The organism is Paenibacillus sp. 2TAB23 (assembly GCF_052115165.1).
In the GTDB taxonomy this organism is placed as follows: domain Bacteria; phylum Bacillota; class Bacilli; order Paenibacillales; family Paenibacillaceae; genus Pristimantibacillus.
Genome location: NZ_JBFRGD010000039.1, coordinates 1 through 19,775 on the forward strand (window position 1 = coordinate 1; position 19,775 = coordinate 19,775).

At 47.5% G+C, this 19,775-nt stretch carries 19 protein-coding genes, 1 tRNA gene and 1 rRNA gene; 16 read left to right on the top strand and 5 right to left on the bottom strand.

All coding sequences use genetic code 11. The features are described from left to right. Window positions 1-12 precede the first annotated feature (12 nt). From rrf to AB4Z29_RS30995, 12 genes are all read left to right on the top strand, one after another. Window positions 13-129, top strand: a 5S ribosomal RNA gene (gene rrf / locus AB4Z29_RS30940). Window positions 130-217: 88 nt separating this feature from the next. Continuing rightward, window positions 218-1,411, top strand: coding sequence for a GNAT family N-acetyltransferase (locus tag AB4Z29_RS30945; RefSeq protein ID WP_441946745.1), 1,194 nt, complete (start codon window positions 218-220; stop codon window positions 1,409-1,411). 145 nt (window positions 1,412-1,556) lie between these two features. Continuing rightward, window positions 1,557-3,014 (top strand): IMP dehydrogenase, encoded by a 1,458-nt coding sequence (guaB, locus tag AB4Z29_RS30950; RefSeq protein ID WP_441946746.1) that lies wholly within the window; start codon window positions 1,557-1,559, stop codon window positions 3,012-3,014. A 186-nt stretch (window positions 3,015-3,200) separates the two neighbouring features. After that, on the top strand, window positions 3,201-4,490 hold the full coding sequence (locus AB4Z29_RS30955) for a D-alanyl-D-alanine carboxypeptidase family protein (protein WP_441946768.1): 1,290 nt from the start codon (window positions 3,201-3,203) through the stop codon (window positions 4,488-4,490). Window positions 4,491-4,618: 128 nt separating this feature from the next. Beyond that, window positions 4,619-5,500, top strand: a complete 882-nt coding sequence (gene pdxS / locus AB4Z29_RS30960) for a pyridoxal 5'-phosphate synthase lyase subunit PdxS (protein WP_138756153.1) — start codon at window positions 4,619-4,621, stop codon at window positions 5,498-5,500. 77 nt (window positions 5,501-5,577) lie between these two features. Next, the gene (gene pdxT, locus AB4Z29_RS30965) at window positions 5,578-6,162 is read left to right on the top strand and encodes a pyridoxal 5'-phosphate synthase glutaminase subunit PdxT (RefSeq protein WP_441946747.1); all 585 of its coding nucleotides are present in this window, start codon (window positions 5,578-5,580) and stop codon (window positions 6,160-6,162) included. Between the two features lie 52 nt (window positions 6,163-6,214). Beyond that, the gene (gene serS / locus AB4Z29_RS30970; RefSeq protein ID WP_441946748.1) at window positions 6,215-7,501 is read left to right on the top strand and encodes a serine--tRNA ligase; all 1,287 of its coding nucleotides are present in this window, start codon (window positions 6,215-6,217) and stop codon (window positions 7,499-7,501) included. A gap of 82 nt (window positions 7,502-7,583) precedes the next feature. After that, window positions 7,584-7,672, top strand: a tRNA-Ser gene (locus AB4Z29_RS30975). A gap of 125 nt (window positions 7,673-7,797) precedes the next feature. Next, window positions 7,798-8,145: a hypothetical protein gene (locus AB4Z29_RS30980; protein WP_441946749.1), complete on the top strand. Its 348-nt coding sequence runs from the start codon at window positions 7,798-7,800 to the stop codon at window positions 8,143-8,145. A 15-nt stretch (window positions 8,146-8,160) separates the two neighbouring features. Continuing rightward, window positions 8,161-8,337 carry a hypothetical protein gene (locus AB4Z29_RS30985; protein WP_183571164.1) on the top strand — a complete coding sequence of 59 codons (177 nt, stop codon included), beginning with the start codon at window positions 8,161-8,163 and terminating at the stop codon, window positions 8,335-8,337. Between the two features lie 48 nt (window positions 8,338-8,385). Then, window positions 8,386-8,535: a small acid-soluble spore protein P gene (locus AB4Z29_RS30990; RefSeq protein WP_441946750.1), complete on the top strand. Its 150-nt coding sequence runs from the start codon at window positions 8,386-8,388 to the stop codon at window positions 8,533-8,535. A gap of 145 nt (window positions 8,536-8,680) precedes the next feature. Continuing rightward, complete coding sequence (locus AB4Z29_RS30995; protein ID WP_441946751.1) at window positions 8,681-9,739, top strand: hypothetical protein; 1,059 nt, start codon at window positions 8,681-8,683, stop codon at window positions 9,737-9,739. A 168-nt stretch (window positions 9,740-9,907) separates the two neighbouring features. Here the strand turns inward: AB4Z29_RS30995 and AB4Z29_RS31000 are convergent, their stop codons facing one another. The 4 genes from AB4Z29_RS31000 to AB4Z29_RS31015 are packed head-to-tail and all read right to left on the bottom strand — an operon-like array spanning window position 9,908 to window position 14,215. Beyond that, the gene (locus tag AB4Z29_RS31000; RefSeq protein WP_441946752.1) at window positions 9,908-10,666 is read right to left on the bottom strand and encodes a PHP domain-containing protein; all 759 of its coding nucleotides are present in this window, start codon (window positions 10,664-10,666) and stop codon (window positions 9,908-9,910) included. A gap of 24 nt (window positions 10,667-10,690) precedes the next feature. Continuing rightward, window positions 10,691-11,524 (bottom strand): energy-coupling factor transporter transmembrane component T family protein, encoded by an 834-nt coding sequence (locus tag AB4Z29_RS31005; protein WP_441946753.1) that lies wholly within the window; start codon window positions 11,522-11,524, stop codon window positions 10,691-10,693. Next, window positions 11,511-13,337, bottom strand: coding sequence for an ABC transporter ATP-binding protein (locus tag AB4Z29_RS31010; protein ID WP_441946754.1), 1,827 nt, complete (start codon window positions 13,335-13,337; stop codon window positions 11,511-11,513). The genes AB4Z29_RS31005 and AB4Z29_RS31010 overlap by 14 nt, the downstream gene beginning before the upstream one ends. After that, window positions 13,334-14,215 carry a cell division protein FtsQ gene (locus AB4Z29_RS31015; RefSeq protein WP_441946755.1) on the bottom strand — a complete coding sequence of 294 codons (882 nt, stop codon included), beginning with the start codon at window positions 14,213-14,215 and terminating at the stop codon, window positions 13,334-13,336. The genes AB4Z29_RS31010 and AB4Z29_RS31015 overlap by 4 nt, the downstream gene beginning before the upstream one ends. 238 nt (window positions 14,216-14,453) lie before the next feature. Here AB4Z29_RS31015 and AB4Z29_RS31020 point away from each other — a divergent pair, with 238 nt between their 5' ends. Further along, a complete protein-coding gene (locus AB4Z29_RS31020; RefSeq protein ID WP_441946756.1) occupies window positions 14,454-15,299 on the top strand; it encodes a MurR/RpiR family transcriptional regulator in 846 nt (281 codons plus the stop codon). Window positions 15,300-15,338: 39 nt separating this feature from the next. On the opposite strand, the gene AB4Z29_RS31025 is transcribed toward AB4Z29_RS31020, so the two are convergent. Continuing rightward, the gene (locus AB4Z29_RS31025; protein ID WP_183571155.1) at window positions 15,339-15,695 is read right to left on the bottom strand and encodes a DUF4870 domain-containing protein; all 357 of its coding nucleotides are present in this window, start codon (window positions 15,693-15,695) and stop codon (window positions 15,339-15,341) included. 497 nt (window positions 15,696-16,192) lie between these two features. Here AB4Z29_RS31025 and AB4Z29_RS31030 point away from each other — a divergent pair, with 497 nt between their 5' ends. The 3 genes from AB4Z29_RS31030 to AB4Z29_RS31040 all read left to right on the top strand — a co-directional run bounded on the left by AB4Z29_RS31030 (window position 16,193) and on the right by AB4Z29_RS31040 (window position 19,717). Beyond that, entirely contained in the window at window positions 16,193-17,170 is a 978-nt protein-coding gene (locus tag AB4Z29_RS31030) for an ABC transporter permease (protein WP_441946757.1), read from the top strand. Between the two features lie 2 nt (window positions 17,171-17,172). Further along, entirely contained in the window at window positions 17,173-18,060 is an 888-nt protein-coding gene (locus tag AB4Z29_RS31035; protein WP_441946758.1) for a carbohydrate ABC transporter permease, read from the top strand. Window positions 18,061-18,133: 73 nt separating this feature from the next. Continuing rightward, window positions 18,134-19,717 (top strand): extracellular solute-binding protein, encoded by a 1,584-nt coding sequence (locus tag AB4Z29_RS31040; protein WP_441946759.1) that lies wholly within the window; start codon window positions 18,134-18,136, stop codon window positions 19,715-19,717. Window positions 19,718-19,775: the final 58 nt, after the last annotated feature.

Here is a 19,775-nt window from a genome sequence, read left to right on the forward strand (position 1 = left end):
CAACACGCTACGTTTGGTGGCGATGGCGGAGGGGAACCACGCGTTCCCATACCGAACACGACCGTTAAGCCCTCCAGCGCCAATGGTACTTAGACCGCAGGGTCTTGGGAGAGTAGGACGTCGCCAAGCACGAGAGACCTATCGCATGTGATGCGATAGGTTTTTTTGTTGTATATACGTTATGATATTAATATCCGAATGAGGGAGGCGTTAAGAAGTGACAAGGAAAGTTGAAATCAGACCATTGGGCAACGACCATTTTGATGAAAGTATGTTATTATCGCAATTCGCTTTCCAATACGAGAAATCAGCAGATGAGCTTATGGAAACGAAGAAACAGTTCGCAGTGGAACCGGCAGCCAGATATGCTGCATTTGTAGATGAGCAGTTCGCTGCTCAAGCAACAGTATTGGAGCTTCAAACCTACATCGGCGGCAAAGTGTTTAACATGGGCGGACTTGCTGGTGTGGCGACCTGGCCCGAGTTCAGAAGACAAGGCTTAGTTGCACAAATACTAGTTCAAGCATTGCATGAAATGAGGCAGAAAGGACAAGTTATCTCTTATCTGCACCCTTTTGAGTTCGGGTTTTATCGGAAGTTCGGCTGGGAGACATATACAGAAAATAAATCTTACACGATACAAAAGGAACAGCTGCCTGCAAGATTCCTATTTGAAGGGCGTGTTGAAAGGTTTAAAGGTGATTATGAGCTGCTCTCTCATTTATATGAAGCATATGCATCTCATTATAATGGTTCGTTAGTGCGTTCCGATCTATGGTGGAAATATCGGATCACCAAACGGAAGCCAGGCCAAATAGTCGTTTACTATGACGCAACGGGTGAAGCGCAAGGATATGTCATTTATGAGGTGAAGAATAGCCGCTTAACCGTGCACGAGCTTATTTATCTTAATGAATCAGCAAGAGCCGCGTTATGGTCGTTTGTATCTCAGCATGATTCAATGATTACAGAGCTGACAATTACTGTACCTATGGATGATCAATTGCCGTTTGTTTTAGCAAACCCAAGAATCAAGCAAGAGGTTATTCCTTACTTTATGGCACGAATTGTGGATGCAGAGCAATTTATTTCGCAATATGTCTTTAATGAGTCAGCTACAGATGATTTGATCCCGATTCAACTGCGAGATGATAAAGCTCCGTGGAACAACGGTCTATATTTACTGAATATAGATGGTTCTGGTAAGGCTGTCTTAACGCCAATAGAAGCGAAAGAAACGCATAAAAACCCTATAAAAATGGATATTGGGGCACTTACAACGATGCTGCTAGGTTATTTGCGACCGACTAAGCTTGCCCAATTAGCAAGGATTAATGGAGACAACGAGCATATTAAACGCTTACAAGCTCGAATTCCCGAACGAACTACGTATTTACCTGACTTTTTCTAAGGAAATGGTTCGGTAATGCTCTTTCCAAACACGTACAATAGGGATATAACAAAGCTATTCATCAGCCTTGACAGCCTATACCCCCTCTGCTAATATTGCTAATAATATATGTGAGACGTACTTAAAATAAGGGAGGAACATACTCGTGTGGGAAACGAAATTCGCCAAAGAAGGGCTAACGTTTGACGACGTCCTGCTTATTCCGCGCAAATCAGAAGTGCTGCCTAGGGAAGTTGACATCTCGATTCGATTAAGCGAGAACATTAAGCTAAACATTCCGCTCATTAGCGCAAGTATGGACACCGTTACAGAAGCCGCTTTGGCGATTGCAATAGCTCGTGAAGGCGGCATTGGCATCATTCATAAGAATATGTCGATTGCACAGCAAGCGGAGGAAGTAGACCGTGTTAAACGTTCGGAGAGCGGTGTAATTACTAATCCTTTTTCGCTTACGCCTGATCACCATGTTTACGACGCAGAAGAGCTAATGGGCAAATATCGTATTTCAGGTGTGCCGATTGTTGATCAAGATAAGAAGCTTGTCGGTATTTTGACTAACCGTGATCTACGTTTTGTTCATGATTATTCCATTAAAATAAACGAAGTCATGACTCGTGACAATCTTGTAACCGCACCTGTTGGTACAACTTTGCAAGAAGCAGAAGTATTGCTTCAGAAGCACAAGATTGAGAAGCTTCCGCTTATCGATGAGTCGAACACGCTTAAAGGACTTATAACGATCAAAGATATTGAGAAAGCGATCCAATTCCCTAATGCGGCTAAGGATCAGCATGGACGCTTGCTTTGCGGAGCAGCGGTAGGTATTTCGAAGGATACGATGGATCGTGCAGAAGCGTTGGTTCAATCGGGAATCGATGTACTTGTCGTAGATTCGGCCCATGGCCATCACATCAATATTTTGGACGCGGTTCGCAAGATTCGTGCTACCTATCCTGAGCTTACGATTATTGCAGGCAACGTTGCAACGGGTGAGGCTACACGTGACCTAATCGAAGCTGGCGCATCTGTCGTTAAAGTAGGTATCGGGCCTGGTTCGATTTGTACGACACGCATTATTGCTGGTATCGGCGTTCCACAGATTACGGCGATTTACGATTGTGCTTCGGTTGCACGCGAATACAATATCCCGATTATTGCAGACGGCGGCATTAAGTATTCCGGCGACATTACGAAGGCTATTGCATCTGGCGCAAGCGCGATTATGGTCGGCAGCTTGTTTGCAGGAACGGCTGAAAGCCCGGGCGAAACGGAAATTTTCCAAGGTCGCAGCTTTAAGGTATACCGCGGTATGGGCTCCCTTGGCGCTATGAAGGAAGGCAGTAAGGATCGTTACTTCCAAGAGAACGAGAATAAGCTTGTTCCGGAAGGCATTGAAGGCCGTGTTCCTTACAAAGGACCGCTCGCTGATACGGTTCACCAGCTGCTTGGCGGATTGCGCTCAGGCATGGGCTATTGCGGTACAGCATCGCTGGACGAGCTTAAGAACGATACGCAATTTGTTCGAATTACTGGATCTGGTCTTCGTGAGAGCCATCCGCATGACGTGCAAATTACGAAAGAAGCTCCTAACTACTCTCTATAACTACACATGTTTCATAGAATTGAAACGAGGCAAGGAAAAGCGATTGAATCGCATTTCCTTGCCTTATTTTTATGAAGGATTACTCATACTACTTAGGACCTGAATAGGTTTAATTGTTAGGGTTCGATATGTTACAATTAACAACGGACAAACCAAGTGGGAAAAGGGGAGACGACGTTGAAGGAAATGGTAAGACCGGTACGGTTAAAGTCGGTCATCGCTGCAAGTCTGGCGAGTTGGATGGTCATGCTGTCGCTTGGTTCTGCGGTAGTTATGGCAGATGGATATCAAGGAAGGCCCAGTACGGAAAATTCTTTAGGCTTACAAGTTAAAGCAGCTATTCTAATTGATGCGGATTCCGGTCAAGTATTGTATGAGGTAAATTCGGATGAACCGCTTCCTGCGGCGAGTATGACCAAACTAATGACGGAATATATCGTACTTGAGGAAATTTCGAACGAGCATTTATCTTGGGACGAGGTCGTAACGACAAGCGCGGAAGCTGCTTCAACTCCTCCGGATGGCTCATCGGTATTTCTAGCACAAGGCGATCAACATACGGTTAGAGATTTATATAAAGCAATGGCTGTTGGCTCTGCGAATGATGCAACGATTGCATTAGCATCGCAAATTGCAGGCAGCGAGCAAGGCTTTGTCGTAAAAATGAATGAAATGGCTGATAAGCTAGGTCTTAAAACAGCTATTTTTACAAGCGCAACAGGTTTATCGGAGACAACGGTTATTTCCGCGGCCGAGATGGCCAAGCTGGCACAAATTATTTTGAGCGAGCACCCTGAATTTCTGGAGTATTCCAAACTGCAGGAATATAAATTCCGTGAGCGTGATAAGGATCCGATCGTTAATATCAACTGGATGCTCGGTACTAACACGAATCAATCCGGACTCAAGCATTTGGCCTACGAAGGTGTAGATGGCATGAAGACCGGGTTTATTAACTCGGCAGGCTACAACTTCACAGGTACGGTCAAACAAGGTGAGCAGCGCTTTATAAGTGTGGTTATGGATACCGCTACGAAATCCGCACGTTTCAATGAGACGGCAAAGATGTACAATTATGGTTTCAGCACTTTTGAGAAAAAAACAGTGCTTCCTCCGAAATCCGTGGTAGAAACGGTACAAACGGTTAAGATTAAGAAGGGTAAGAAGAAAACTCTTCCCGTTGTGACGGATAAAGACATTACCTTTATGGTGAAAAAGGGCACTGACCCTAAGATCGAGGTTGTTGACAGCACCCTGAAAGCAGAGTCAGAGCTAGTAGCCCCTATTCCGTCTGGAACTGTTGTCGGTACGGTAACTTACAAATATACGGATGCGGAAACAAAGCAGGAATTGAAGCGAACCGTTAATTTGATAACGACAGAGGATGGCCAGAAAGCAGGCTGGTTTCGCCTAATGTTCCGCGCAATTGGAGATTTCTTTGCTGGTTTGTTTAACGGAATCGTCAATTTGTTCTAATCCGAGTTCGAAACAAGGAAATAAAGCAAATCAAGGCTTGTCGATTAATCTTGGTTCCTGTAAAATCAATGGTTAGAACAACTGCGGTAATATACATTTTATTGGATGAAAATAGGAGGATTTGAAGCATGGAAACAGGTACATCGCGCGTTAAACGCGGCATGGCAGAAATGCAAAAAGGCGGCGTCATTATGGACGTTATGAGCGCCGAGCAAGCAAAAGTAGCAGAAGCAGCAGGGGCAACAGCGGTAATGGCACTTGAGCGCGTTCCTTCTGAGATTCGTGCAGCAGGCGGAGTAGCTCGTATGGCTGATCCGACCATCGTAGAAGAAGTGATGAAAGTCGTTTCTATTCCCGTTATGGCTAAGGCTCGTATCGGTCATTATGTAGAAGCTAAAGTGCTCGAATCCATGGGCGTTGACTATATCGATGAGAGTGAAGTGCTTACGCCGGCAGATGAAGTGTTCCACATCAGCAAGAATGAATTTACAATCCCATTCGTATGCGGAGCAAAAGATCTTGGAGAAGCTTTGCGCCGTATTCAAGAAGGGGCAGCAATGCTTCGTACGAAGGGTGAACCAGGAACAGGCAACATCGTTGAAGCTGTTCGCCACCTTCGCTTGATCAATGGTCAAATTCGCAAAATTCAAGGCTTGTCGAAGGACGAGCTATATCATGAAGCTAAGCTTCTTGGCGTTGCTTATGATTTGCTTCTTAACGTTCATGAGACGGGCAAGCTTCCCGTGGTTAACTTCGCAGCAGGCGGTGTAGCTACACCATCTGATGCGGCGTTGATGATGCATCTTGGAGCAGACGGCGTATTTGTTGGTTCCGGTATTTTCACATCCGAGAATCCAGAGAAATTCGCCCGCGCGATCGTTGAAGCGACAACTCACTACCAAGATTACAAGCTAATTGCTGAAGTATCGAAAAACTTGGGTGCTGCGATGAAGGGGATCGAAATTTCCAAGCTTAACTCCTCAGAGCGTATGCAAGACCGCGGTATCTAATAGATGTAATATGCAGGTGCCGGCTTAGCGCATATCGCGCAGCCGGCCCTTGCCCGTAAAGGAAGGCGAATAGAGCGATGAAGATAGGCGTACTAGCGCTTCAAGGCGCAGTTGCAGAGCATATACGAAGCTTAGAACTGGCGGGCGCAGAGGCGGTCGCCATTAAGCGGGTTGAGCAGCTTGATGAGCTTGACGGACTTGTTATACCAGGCGGTGAGAGTACGACGATTGGCAAGCTGATGCGGAATTATGGCTTTATGGAAGCAATTGCAGATTTCTCAGCACAAGGCAAGCCATTGTTCGGAACTTGTGCGGGACTAATCGTATTGGCGGATCAGATTGAAGGTCAAGAGGATGCACATCTGCGGCTTATGGACATGACCGTAGCCAGAAACGCTTTTGGCAGGCAGCAGGAAAGCTTCGAAACAGATTTGGACGTGAAAGGCATTGATGAGCCTGTCCGTGCCGTCTTCATCCGTGCGCCGTTGATTAAGAAGGTCGGCTCCTCCGTAGAGGTTCTCTCTACCTATAGAGATGAGATCGTCACTGCAAGGCAGGGACATTTGCTTGCTGTATCTTACCATCCCGAGCTGACTGACGACTACAGGCTGCATGCTTATTTCGTGGATATGGTGAAGGAAGCGGCTGCAAGCAAAGGGTAGTCTTTACGAAAATAATATAAAATCACTCCCTTCAGAGAGGGGCTTTTGAAGCATGCTGGACGTTAAATTGTTAAGAAATGAATTTGAAAAGGTTGAGACGGCGCTCCGCAATCGCGGCGCTTCGCTTGATCTGATTGCTAGTTTCCCCTTGCTTGATACGAAGCGCCGGGATCTTATCCAAGAAACGGAGACGCTGAAGAGCCGTCGCAATACGGTTTCCCAAGAAGTTGCCAAGCTCAAAAGATCGGGCGAGGACGCTGAAGCTCTCATCCTTGAGATGAGAGAGGTAGGCGACCGTATAAAGGAGCTGGATGACGAGCTTCGTTTGCTGGAGGTACAGGTAGAGGAGCTTACGCAAGCGATTCCGAACATTCCTAGTGAAAGCGTTCCGGTTGGCAAATCGGAGGAAGACAATGTAGAGCTCCGCAAGCATGGTGAAGTACCTAGCTTTGACTTCGAGCCGAAGCCACATTGGGAAGTTGCGCAGACGCTGGGCATTTTGGACTTTGAGCGTGCTGCCAAGGTTACAGGCTCTCGGTTTACGTTCTACCGCGGCTTAGGCGCGCGTCTAGAGCGTGCTCTGATCAGCTTTATGATGGACTTGCACAGCGACAAGCATGGCTATGAAGAGGTACTGCCCCCTTATATCGTAAATCGCGACAGCTTGATTGGTACAGGCCAGCTTCCTAAGTTTGAAGAGGATCTATTCAAAATTTCGGATTCGGAATATTTTCTTATTCCGACTGCTGAGGTTCCCGTTACTAACCTTCACCGTGAAGAAATATTGACAGTGGACGAGCTTCCCAAATATTACGTGGCATACAGCTCATGCTTTCGTTCAGAGGCAGGCTCTGCGGGGCGTGATACACGCGGCTTGATCCGGCAGCATCAATTCAATAAGGTCGAGCTGATCAAGCTGACAAAGCCTGAAGACTCCTACGATGAGCTTGAAAAGATGACAGCTAACGCCGAGAAGGTGCTGCAGCTGCTTAATCTGCCTTACCGAGTTTTGACGCTTTGTACAGGCGATATGGGCTTCACAGCAGCGAAAACATATGATCTTGAAGTTTGGCTGCCAAGCGCAGGTACGTACCGCGAAATTTCCTCTTGCTCGAATGTAGAGGATTTCCAAGCTCGCCGCGCCGGTATCCGTTTCCGCAGAGACACGAAGAGCAAACCGGAATTCGTTCATACCTTGAACGGATCGGGACTTGCGGTTGGGCGTACGTTCGCCGCTATTATCGAGAACTTCCAGCAAGCAGACGGCTCAGTGACGGTTCCTGAAGTATTGCGTCCTTATATGGGCGGGATCGAATCGATCGAAGCTGCAAAGCTTTAAATTTTTTTTGCCACAGGTCAAAATATAGTTGCAACTATGTTTTGACCTGTGGTACAATATTTCTTGTGACAATTGAATGCATGGAGAGGTACCGAAGCGGTCATAACGGGGCAGTCTTGAAAACTGTTAGGGTGCAAGCCCACGTGGGTTCGAGTCCCACTCTCTCCTCCATATTTTTCTATGTTGTATATGAACAAGTCCAGACGCGAAAGCGTTTGGGCTTTTTTTGTTATTCTTGTTCTCGTATAAAATAAAGCCGCTCTTCGCATGTTATACGGTGTGGAGGTGCTTTATTAATGGGTAAATCAGATGAGCTGCAAATGAACCAGGAAAACCTGGCGGACGCTTGGCGGCAAACCTTGCCGGAGACGCTGAACAGCGCTGACCGAAGCAGGGTTCTGCCTGATGAGGCGGATTCTAAATCGCTGCGTGTAACGATAGACACAGCAGGTCACCAAATGTACTCCTTCGATTTCAAGGTGACGTATGTAGACAGCCGTGAGGTAAGGGTAGAGCTTGTTGATGTAGAGAAGGACAAAGTATCCGTGGATGAACGCGGTGAAATCATTCAAGAGCTCATTCAGGACTATACCAGACATTTGCATGAATGTGCGCAAGCGCTGCAGCGCTTGACGCATGTGTAGAGGAGTGATCAGCCGATGACAAAAGCAAAGGGAACTGCGGATAAAAATTTATCAAACGTGGTGGATGCTTTGGATATAGAGGCGGTTAATAGCCATCATGCTCAGCAACTGCAGCAGGACAAAAATGACCGCAGGCATCAGGATGCATTGAATCATGATCAACCAACAGATTTGGAGCATCAGAAGGATTAGTGTTTAGCTGCTGCTTGTAAACGAAATACGATAAAGGAGGCGATTCTTTTGTCAAAGCCAGACAGTGTACCGGTTCCGGAAGGCAATCCTCAAAATAATAAGCAAAAGCAAAACGGTGGTGGACAGCAAGAGCCATTATCCGGTTCGAAAAAAACAAAGCAACGGAACCATGTTGACCATCTTAACCCGCAGGGTTAAATCGAGCCTATAGTCCTTTGCTTAAATAGATCAATCGTCCCGTTTCGGCTATCCGAAACGGGATTTTTTGGATATAACTTCTAAAATCAGGTTTTTTAGTATAGAATGGAGGTGCTCATAAAAAGATAGGGGAGGAACTTATTACATGAAGAAGGTACAGAAAATAGCGGTGCTATTGCTTGCCGTTATTTTGATCGTTATTGCGGGCTGCAGCTCGGGCAAGCCACCGAAGCAAGCATTGCAAGCGGCAATGACGAAGATTACAGAAGCGGACTCATATGCAGTAAAAATGTCATTCGGTTTAGACGAGCTTGAGGTACCGCAGGATGCGGCTGCTCAAGGAGATGCCGCTGCAACCGCAGCTATTGTTGGCATGATCAAGGATGCTTCCATCACGGTTAATGCGGTTTATCAAAAGGAGCCCATGCGTACTGATTTGAACATGGAGATCGTCATCCCGGGCGATATGCAGATGAAGCTGACGGTTCCGATGATTGTGACAGAACAAATATTGTATGTCAAAATACCACAAATTCCGATGCTGCCTTTGCCTGAGACCATTACAGGAAAGTTCATCAAAATAGACCTGAAGGAGCTCGCTGAGCAGCAGGGTGCGGCTGAACTGGACCTGACTACACAGCAGAAGCTTGGCAAGGAGCTTGGAGAGGCGGTTCTTAAGCATTTTGATGAGAAGACCTACTTTAGCGAGCCTAAAGCTTCAGATGCAGGTTTGCCTGCCGATCTGAAAGCGGATCAGGTTATAACCTTCGAAATTAACGAGAGCAACTATCCGAAAACGGTAGACACGATCATTAATCAAGTACTGCCTGAGGTGCTGGACATCTTGCTTGCGAATGAAGCCTCGCTGAAATCGCTGCAGCTGGAGAAGGCTGATATCGAGAAGCTGAAAACAGAGCTTGATACGAACAAAACCGAAATCTTAGACACACTTAAAAATGATGTCAAAATTAATTCTGCCAAGCTAACGGCCGCTATCTCTGATGGCTATCTCTCTTACCAAGCAGGCAAACTAAGTGTTGCTGCATCGGATAAAGAAAGCGGGCAGAGCATGAAGCTTGGAATCCATTATGATGTTGTATATTCAGATTTCAACAAAGCGCCTAAGTTCGAGAATGATATCCCGACGGACGCGATCTCGATGGATGAGCTGACTCAAATGTTCCAACTGCCAACAGGTCTTTAATAAAACGAGAAAAGAAGCAGCCTCTGATATTTTGGAGGCTGCTTCTTTGTGTAAATATAAGACTTTATATGTTTCACGCGATCAAGTAATTTTCTATTTCTACGAAAAACGTATACTATCCTCTTGCAGAGGACGGCGAAGCCGTTTCTTCTTATCAGAAGGGAAGGATTAAGCGACAACCATTGATTTTTTGAGCAGTTCCTTCATCATCTGAGCCGCTTTTACTTTAACGTTCAGGCAAGCGGATATTTCAATCTGGACATTGCCGTTCAGAAGCTCAATGCGCAGCTGCTCCGCCGTGCTGCAGGGGGTGTCCAATCGATTAATGACGCTGCCGAATTGCAGCGGCTGGTGAGAGTCGCTGCCAGCGCTCACGCGCATTCCAAGCTCATCAGCGAATTGCCTGACGTCGTGGGCCATACCCAGTCCATACTGGAACAGATCCTTGGCATTAATATCAAGACAATCGAGTCGCTGCAGCGTCTGCACGGCGTGATGAGTAAGAGGTGTGCTCTCTCTCATGGGATGAGCGCCGATACGCAGCAGCGGCTGATCATCGGTTCGGTCAAGCAGCTCTTCCAAAGGAATGAAATTGTCCTTTAAGGTATGTGGTTCAAGCTGTCTGCGCAAGTCACGAATCAGGACACGATTGCCAATGATTAAGATATGGCCTTTGTTCGCTACGTCCACCTCCATGCCGGAGAACACCTTCAGGCCTTCAACGAGATAATAATCATCCTTGTAATCAAAATGATGGTCTAGCTGATCCAGCATATCCAGGAAATGAAGCGTATTAAAGTGCTCGGTAAGAGCTACCGCCTGCAATCCGTTTTCCTTCGCTTCACGAGCCATAGCAAGGAAATAATCGATAGAAAAATGTGTTTTTTTCGAGAGCTTTCCGTGTGTGTGCAAATCAATGTTCATCATCTGCCATAATCTCCATTCTGTTAGTTAAAATGAAAAGGATAGATAGTGCCCGAGACTGAATAGCGCAATCACATAGATGAGGGAACAGCCAAGAAAGACGAAGTCAAGCGCTTGAACCTTCATATGGGAGAGCTTAAGCTTCTTCGCTTCCGGGCTAACCAGTGCGTACGTGAAGCCTCTAACCTCTAGTGCTTCAACAGTTGTCCGCGTCCGCTTAGCCGTATTCAAGAGAAGGGGATAAAACGCGCGCACGCCGATTCTGGCCATGTAGATCAGACTGTTCACGCGGAGGAAGCCTTTTTTGGCAGGGGCTCTGCCCCTCAAACGAAAGGAATGAATGAGATTATGATACTCTTCGATGAGAATAGGCAACATCCGATAGCCGTAGGATACGCCGAAGCTGAACTGCCCTGGCATGCCTATGCTAAGCAGGGCATCACTGAGCTTCTCGGGATCCATACTGGAGAAGACGGCAATGCTGGCGAGCGATATAAGCAATATTTTGAGTGTCAAGGTTAGGAGCGGCCAGACAGCCTCTAAGCTCCCTCCGAACAACAAGGAGCCTAATAAGATATAGCTAATCTCGCTGACGAGGCCAATCCCCATGATGATGAGCACAAGCGGGCTTACTTTCGATGAGAGCGTAAGGACAAGCATTGGAATAAGCAAGCCCAGCAGAACGACTTTGTTATGGATGAACCAAGGAGCTACCGCGAAAAAAGAATACCAGACGAGCAGAATACGCGGGTCAAACCGGGATAGAAAGGTAGACTGCCTGCCAAAAGCAGTACGCATGAGTTCGATTTTTATTTGCTCCACGCTTAGCTTGTCGAGCATGCTCTGCTTAATGGCTTCCAATTGCAGCACTCTCCTTGCTTCTATTTGCGTAATGCGGAGAGGAGGGATCTCCGACGACTGATGCGATGAATTCAGCTACCGACAAGGAAGGTGGATCTATCCCCAGCCTCTGGCTGAGCTGAGTAATCTGCGGCGCTAGAAGTCCGGCCTTCTCCAGTACGGCAACGTGGCTGAACAGGGAGCGTTGGTCGGTATCAAGCGCTACGGTACCGTTATGCATGACAATAACGCGGTTAGCCCACTCGGCAACAAGCTGCATGTCGTGCGTAGCAATGACGGTTGTTTTGACCTGGCCATGTAATTGCGCCAGCATGTCGGTCATCTCGCGCCGGCTTGAGGCATCGAGGCTGGCAGTCGGCTCATCAAGGAGCATAACGGTTGGGCGCATAGCAAGGCCGATCGCTAGTGTTGCTCTGCGCTGTTGACCGCCGCTGAGAAGCCTGCCGTCGCGGTCCTGCAGGTCCGTTAATCGCATGCGATGGAGAACCTCGTCTACATAGGAGCTATAATCTGGGCTGTTGCGGGATTTCAAGAAATATTCCACATCCTTGCGGACCGAATCTTCTATGAACATTTCTTCGGGGTTCTGATACACATATGCGACATAGTCAGCCAGCAGCTCAGGCGAAGCCTGTTTGGTGAGATGGCCGCAAACATCAAGCTGGCCAGCACTAGGCCGTCGGATGCCCGAAATGAGTTTCAGCAGCGTCGATTTGCCCGCACCGTTATTTCCGACTAGAGCGATGCGATCGCCCTCGTAGAATCGAATGGACATATCCTGGATAACAGGATACATCTCTCTTGTGATGGTTTTGTAGCCATAGGAAACGTTGGTAAAGGTGACTAATGGATGAGATGCTGGAACGGATTCGCGAATGGGCTCGTTGATGACCAAGGCATTATTTGTCCGGAAAAGTATCCTTGCTTCACTGAAATAAGCGGCTGCGTCTTCGATTGTAATCGGGAATAGCCGGTCTTGGAGCTGCACCTGATCTGCAGCTGCCTCTGCATCTCGCACGGCAAGCGTGACCTGAGGGGGCAAAATATGCAGAGCAGCAAGCTCATCGACAGCAGATAACGCGGCCTGAACGGGCTTGACCCAGCGTATTGTGCCACTATCCATTAGGATAACCTTATGGCAGTAATCAGCAATAAACTCGGTGTGATGCTCGATGACGAGTATCGTTTTGCCAAATTGTTCATTAAGCAGTTTAAGCTTCTCGTAAATAAGCTTGGCATGGTAGGGATCGAGCTGGGCGACAGGCTCATCAACAATAATAATATCTGGATCAAGCGACAATGCCCCAGCCAAAGCCGTAAGATGCTTTTGCCCGCCGCTAAGCTGCCAGATCCACTGCTCCTTCAAATGATCAATGCCAAGCATGGCTAGCGCGCGCAGTCCGCGTTCACGGTAATCGGCATAGCCGTAGTTAAGCGGTGCAAAGCAAGCCTCGTCATAAACGGTTGGACGTACAAGCTGGTTCTCGAAATCCTGAAAAACGTATGCAACCTTGCGCGACAGCGAGGAAACCGTTTCTTCAGCAGCGGTCAGCCCTGCGACTTGAATAGAACCGCTTAAATCTCCTACGTAATAATTAGGAATTAATCCGTTAAGGCATTTGCATAAGGTGGATTTGCCGCTGCCGTTTGTTCCTGCAATCGCGATAAACTCACCGGGTTGGATAATAAGATTAATATCTCGAAGCGCTGTCCCTTCTGCTCCAGGATATTGGAACTGCACGTCGTGCATAGCTATTATAGGTGTCAGCTCCTCCGGTCTCCGTTCGTTTGCTTCCTTGCCTCCGGCGCTCATAGCTTTATGTTTCCTGACGTCCGGGCAGACTTGGCTTTGGCACGAAACGCCGCGGTTAGAGTCAGAATAAGAACAATAAGTGCCGCGATAGCACTAACCCAGATGAAGCCGCTGCCGTATTGTTCAATAAACTCAGGCTCCCAGACAGCAAAGTTAATATCTGATTCAGCTAAAAACTCAGCAATTACGCCAACAAATACAAAGAGGATAGCGGTAATGAGAAGACGCGGCGTCAAAAGCTGACCGAATGAAATGGTTACTCGGCTGTCACGTGGCTTCATGCCGAGCAGCGGTTCTATTTTGCCATATAGGCGGGGAACTAGAAACAGGGTTGGCAGCAAGGAGAAGAAAATGCCTGTAATGAGCATCGCATTGAGGAAGCCCACTCCTTCAATAAGCAGAATGCTCTCTGGTATGCCGGGTACGGCTTCCAGATCTTCAATGCCAAACCAGACCTTGCCGATATCAACGATCGCGCCGAGCATTTGGTCAATGCCGACCGCAACGAAGGAAGCTAGTGCCAGCTGCTTGCGATTGCGAGGGTCGCTGACAAGCAGTCCTGCAATGTACATGGCTAAAGTGAATTCGATAAACTTCTCAAGCTCGCCGAGCCCTCCGAATTGACCAAGCAGCAGCTCTCCGAATATAACCTCGCCGAACGAAGCGCCGAGTGCCGCATACAGCGGATTAAACAGGATACATAGGGTGAGGGGAATAAAAGCAAAGTACTCCACCTTCAATTCAATCGGACCAAGCTTAAACTCAGGAATGAGCTCAGAGAACATGTTGGAGATACCGTACAAAGACATGGATAGAATGAAGACCATTAGCTTTTGCGATTGCGTTAACTCGTAACGGCGCTTAGGCGCTGAAACCATTGTTATTCCTCCTAAATTGTTTTGTGAAGCGGGCCTTAGGATGAGATAGACTCGCTTCGGAATGAATTCTTTTACAATATTAGGGGGCGAATGTTTTCGGATGGTCAACGAATTGTATGGATTGTGTAAAATAAAATACATAAAATATTAAATGAAATATAATTATCATTATTGTGCAACAAATGCTATAATTCTATTAGACAAATGAAGGAGCATCAACAGATAGGAGATAGCGTAAATGACAGCTTTTCAGTTGGAGATGGATCTCGACAGCATGTCAAAAAGCCAGCAGAAGATTGCGAATTATGTAATGGGCTCGCTTCAGCAAATTCCATATTGTACGGAAGAGGATATCGCATTGGCGGTAAATGTCAGCACGGCGACCGTATCCCGTTTCTGGCAGGCCATAGGCTTCGCGAATTTAAAGGCTTTCAAGAAACATCTGCTGCAGAACGAGCATGCAACGCCAGCTCACAAGATGAAAAAAATATTAAACAAGATGGTGCACGAGGAAGCAGATGTCGTTCAGGAAATGCTGGACATGGCATCAGCCAATATGAAGGTCACTTCAGAGCGGGTAGAGCGGAACTCCTTCTACAAGGCGGTTGAAGCGATTCAGGCGGCCCGGAAGGTATACGTTTTTGGCACGGGAGCTTCAATCAGCTTAATCGAGCTTCTACGATTCCGGTTAAACCGGGTTGGCGTCGAGGTAGAGGGAATGGCCGGGAGCGGCAGCGAGCTGCTCGAATCGCTTGTTCATGCCGGGCAGCGAGATGTCGTTGTCATGTTCGGGTTTGTCAGGCGATCTCCGGAGTTGACGGTACTGCTTGAGCATGCTGCTGTGGCAGGCTACACTACGCTGCTCATTACAGATCTCCTCGTATCCGATATGCTGGAGCAGAGCGATCTTGTATTGCAGGTGGATCGGGGCGAGCTAGAGGGATTTCATTCGATGGCTGCTCCGGTTGCCCTTATAGATGCGATAGCGGTAGCTGTGACCAAGCGGTTAGGGGAGACGGCGTTCGAACGACTGGACCGGCTCCATTCGTTGCGCAAGAAATATGCTTCTCAGTTGCCCAAATAAAGAAGACGCCGGAGCTGACTGCCCCGGCGTCTATATTTATTACTTGAAGAAGCGAATCGTTAAGGGATAGCGATAGCCATTGCCCTCGGAAGCGCGAATAGAGCCAATGATGGTGAATACGAGCCAGAATACGAATAATAGTGGTGTCGTAATAAAACCGATGACAACGAATATAAGCAGTCCGGATATAAAGGTATAGATCATATTGCTGATTTGGAAATTGAGTGATTCTTTGCCGTGCATGTCAACGTAGCTGGATTGGTCTTTTTTCAAAAGCCAGATTACGAGCGGGCCGATAATATTGCCGAATGGAATGATTAATCCGCTGAATGCGAGCAAATGTGCCAGCATACCGTACGTTTTCTCTTCTTTGTGGAGCCCGAAAGGCTGGTTCATCTTATGATTGCCTCCTAATGTAGTTAAATCGAAATAGTTTCTTATGTACTTATACGTCGGTTGGATGGAATAATGTGCAATATTTTAAAGGTTTTTTAAAAAATAGGAGGCATAGGAGTTGTAATCGGGAGGGTCTTGCAAGTCTTCAAATGGAGGCAGATGCATGTGGCCGCAAGCCGGTCATGGAATGGAGCTTAGCTATTATCAACAAAACCTAAAATGAGGCTTTGGGGGCGGACGAACTTATTGGCGCTCAGTTTGACAGGTTTGATAGGCTGCCGGGGAATGAACCGGGCAGTCTTTTTGCTGTTTATCGAGCATAAGCACCCACCACTTTTATCAATTATTCATCATTTTTATGATCAGGATGAAAACGGTGAAGCAGATACAATAGTGATGATATTCAAACCCGGGTGAACTTCGGTAAGGTTAGGACATGAGGCGAACACAACCGGATTGAAAAGATGAATCAAGGAGCAAAGGAGAGAAGAAGCAGCATGAATGACAAGGAACATATATCCGCTGGCGCTGCGGTTTCGGCCGCTATAACGGACAGTCGTGCGTGGAGGCTTGGCAAACTGAGGGAGCGCTTGTGGAGAGAGAGGTATTTGTTTCTGCTGCTGCTGCCGGGACTTATTTATTTTATCGTATATCGTTATATTCCCATGCTCGGAAATATCATCGCCTTTCAGGATTACAGTCCATTTCGCGGTTTCTTGCACAGCGAGTGGGTAGGGTTTCGGCACTTCAGTAAAATTTTTAGCGACCAAGAAGTGATTCGAGTGCTGTGGAATACGATTTTTTTATCGTTTTTGCAGATTGCATTCGCTTTTCCGGTTCCCATCGTTTTGGTGCTTATGCTCAATGAACTAAAAAATGAGAAGTATAAGCGTTTTGTGCAGTCGATTATCTACCTGCCCCATTTCTTATCATGGGTCGTCGTAATCGGGATCGTAACGATCTTCCTGAAAACGGAGGGACTTGTCAACAGGTTGCTCGACATGTTCTTCGGTCTGGATCCGATTCCGTTCTTGCAGCAACCTGGATGGTTTATGCCGCTAATCGTTCTTGAAGTGATTTGGAAGGAAGCTGGCTGGAGCACGATTATTTTTCTGGCTGCATTGTCCAGCATTAATCCGAGTCTATACGAGGCTGCCGTCATGGATGGCGCCGGCAGATGGCGAAGGATTTGGCACATTACGCTACCTGGACTGCGTAGCACGATCGTTATTTTATTCATTCTTCGCTTGGGGACGGTGCTGGATTCCGGGTTCGAGCAGATTTTCCTAATGCTGAATCCCTTCACCATGGATGTAGGCAACGTGCTGGACACTTATGTGTATTTCAAAGGCATTCAACAAGCCGATTTCAGCTTCGGTACGGCGGTCGGTTTATTCAAGAGCGTGGTGGGGCTTGTACTCATCTTAACAGCCAATTGGTTCGTTAAGAAATTCGGCGAGGAGGGCGTTTTATAGCGATGATTAACGATAAATCATTATCTAACCGGCTGACGGATGTATTAAATATGGTGTTACTCGGCTTGCTGGGGCTGCTGATGTTGTTTCCCTTTTATTATATTTTTGTCATCTCCTTCACTTCGCTTGAGGAGTATTCCAAAAGCGATCTAATCTTATGGCCCAAGCAGTGGGTGACCGACGCGTATACCTATATCTTTCATGCGAAAGAGTTTCTTCGTTCCATCGGCGTAACCGTTTATATTACTATCATCGGCAGCTTGATCAATCTCGTTTTGACGGCGACCATGGCCTATGCTATAACTCGGAATATATGGGGGCAAAAGGTGTTCCTGCTCATGGTCCTTTTCACGTTCATTTTTAATGCGGGCATGATTCCGACTTATCTCGTGGTTAATGCCACAGGACTAATCGACAGCTATTGGGCGCTGATGATTCCCGGCGCGATTAACTCCTTTAACCTGATTGTCATACGCCAGTTTTTCCTCAGCATTCCCGAGGAGCTTAACGAGGCGGCTGTCATCGACGGCGCCAATGATTTGAGTATTTTCACACGGATTGTCATTCCCTTATCCAAACCCGCGTTCGCAGCTTTCGGTTTGTTTTATGCGGTGGTCAATTGGAACACCTATTTCAGTGCGATTTTATATTTGAACGATCCAACCAAATGGACCGTGCAAGTTATTCTTCGTCAAATCGTCATTCTGAACGATGTGACGGATTCTTTAACCTCGGCAGCCCGGGATGCAGCCAGATCCGGGATCATGCCCCCGGGCGAAGCGATCGGCATGGCCGCCATCTTGCTGGCGACCGTACCGATTCTACTCGTCTATCCTTTTCTGCAAAAGCATTTTGCGAAAGGGGTGATGATTGGCTCTGTGAAAGGATAGCTTTTCTCTTTGCATGGTTAGTATGAAGGGGTTACTGTGTAGTACAATTTCATAATCTGGAGGGGTACAATCGATGAGAAAAAAATGGACAATAGGAATTGCTGCAGGACTTGCGTTAACATTGGCCGCATGTTCGTCCGGCAACAACAACCCGCAGCAAAGTCCGGCCGCGGAAAAATCGAATACGTCGGCAACGGCTGAAGCAACGACGAAGAAGGTCACAATCACGACGCTCGAAGGAACCTGGAGCTCGATTCCTGGTCCGGATGGCGACGGGTTAAAGCGGCTGAACGAGAAATTTAACGTCGACTATAAGCCGCAATTCGTTCCTTATGATCAACTAACCAGTAAATTGCCTGTTGCGATGGCTTCGGGTGATCTGGCCGATGTGATCGGCATGGAGAGCGTGGACGCGAATTTCGTCAAATGGGCAAAGCAGGGCGCTTTCCTGCGGCTGAACGATTACATCGACAACTACCCCATGCTGAAAGCGATCCCGAAGAGCGTATGGGATGCGGTTACCGTTGATGGGCAAATTTATGCGCTGCCTCATTATTTTCCGGCCAAATACGGCAAGAAGGCTGTCATTCGCCAAGATTGGCTGGATCAACTGGGCCTTGCAATGCCTACAAACTATGAGGAACTTAAGAAGGTTGCCGTTGCGTTCACGAAGGATGATCCCGATCAGAACGGCATAAACGATACGTACGGATTCGGACTTTCCAAGCAAATTGTCTACGGGGCCGCGATGGGTGCAGCTTGGGATACGGGCTGGTACCATAAGAACGATCAGGGCCAGTATATTCCGGGAATGATTTCGGAAAGCTTCAAGGAGCAAACGCAGTTCCTCGCGGATTTATACAAAGAGGGTGCGCTGCACAAGGACTGGGCGGTTACGAAAAACACGGATGTCCGTACCGACTTCTACGCCGGCAAATATGGAATCTGGTATGAGCAGCCTACAGGCATTGATCAAAACTGGTTCAAAACGATGAAGGAACAGGTACCAGGGGCGGAGATCGCGGTTATTCCAGCCTTCAAGCAAGCGGACGGAGAGCAGGGCTTCACGGCATTATCGGGATATTATACGATTACCATGCTGAATGCCAAGCTGAAGGATGAGCCGGATAAAGTCGATCGTTATTTGCAAATGCAGGATTATTTCCGTACCTTTATCCCGGTCGACGAGCGGAACCCGCAAAACCCCGAATATGACTGGCAGTGGGGCGGCGTCGATGTCGGCTACAAGATGGTGAATGGCTCTGTTGTGGTAGAGCCGCCGCCGGCAACGGAAAAGCGACCGACCGCGTACATGAAAGTGGTCAACTGGGCTCCGAACGATGAAGCGAACGAGCCGGCCAAAATGCTGGCAGATCCATTCGCAAAGAGCTTCGCCGATTCCACAGTGGAGCTCCTCAAAAATACGAAGTTCTATATCAATCCGGTCAACCGGATCTCATCCGAGGTATTGATGTCCAAGGGCTCGGAGCTTGATATGCTGCTGCAGGAATGGCAGACCAAGATGATTGTCGGCCAGGAGCAAGTTTCGGACTGGGACAAGATGGTGGACGAATACATGAACAAAGGCGGGAAGGAAGTTATCGACGACGTGAACCGCCTGCTGAATGATGGGGGCATTGCGGGCGAATGGAAATAGCTCATCCGCATTAAAAGAGCCGGGCACGGAGGCAAATCCGTTGCCCGGCTCTTTTCGG

Coding starts and splice junctions, on each gene's coding strand:
- AB4Z29_RS30955 (WP_441946768.1), top strand. CDS start 3,201: ATGGTAAGACCGGTACGGTTAAAGTCGGTCATCGCTGCAAGTCTGGCG.
- pdxS (WP_138756153.1), top strand. CDS start 4,619: ATGGAAACAGGTACATCGCGCGTTAAACGCGGCATGGCAGAAATGCAA.
- pdxT (WP_441946747.1), top strand. CDS start 5,578: ATGAAGATAGGCGTACTAGCGCTTCAAGGCGCAGTTGCAGAGCATATA.
- serS (WP_441946748.1), top strand. CDS start 6,215: ATGCTGGACGTTAAATTGTTAAGAAATGAATTTGAAAAGGTTGAGACG.
- AB4Z29_RS30980 (WP_441946749.1), top strand. CDS start 7,798: ATGGGTAAATCAGATGAGCTGCAAATGAACCAGGAAAACCTGGCGGAC.
- AB4Z29_RS30985 (WP_183571164.1), top strand. CDS start 8,161: ATGACAAAAGCAAAGGGAACTGCGGATAAAAATTTATCAAACGTGGTG.
- AB4Z29_RS30995 (WP_441946751.1), top strand. CDS start 8,681: ATGAAGAAGGTACAGAAAATAGCGGTGCTATTGCTTGCCGTTATTTTG.
- AB4Z29_RS31000 (WP_441946752.1), bottom strand. CDS start 10,666: ATGATGAACATTGATTTGCACACACACGGAAAGCTCTCGAAAAAAACA.
- AB4Z29_RS31010 (WP_441946754.1), bottom strand. CDS start 13,337: ATGAGCGCCGGAGGCAAGGAAGCAAACGAACGGAGACCGGAGGAGCTG.
- AB4Z29_RS31015 (WP_441946755.1), bottom strand. CDS start 14,215: ATGGTTTCAGCGCCTAAGCGCCGTTACGAGTTAACGCAATCGCAAAAG.
- AB4Z29_RS31020 (WP_441946756.1), top strand. CDS start 14,454: ATGACAGCTTTTCAGTTGGAGATGGATCTCGACAGCATGTCAAAAAGC.
- AB4Z29_RS31025 (WP_183571155.1), bottom strand. CDS start 15,695: ATGAACCAGCCTTTCGGGCTCCACAAAGAAGAGAAAACGTACGGTATG.
- AB4Z29_RS31030 (WP_441946757.1), top strand. CDS start 16,193: ATGAATGACAAGGAACATATATCCGCTGGCGCTGCGGTTTCGGCCGCT.
- AB4Z29_RS31035 (WP_441946758.1), top strand. CDS start 17,173: ATGATTAACGATAAATCATTATCTAACCGGCTGACGGATGTATTAAAT.
- AB4Z29_RS31040 (WP_441946759.1), top strand. CDS start 18,134: ATGAGAAAAAAATGGACAATAGGAATTGCTGCAGGACTTGCGTTAACA.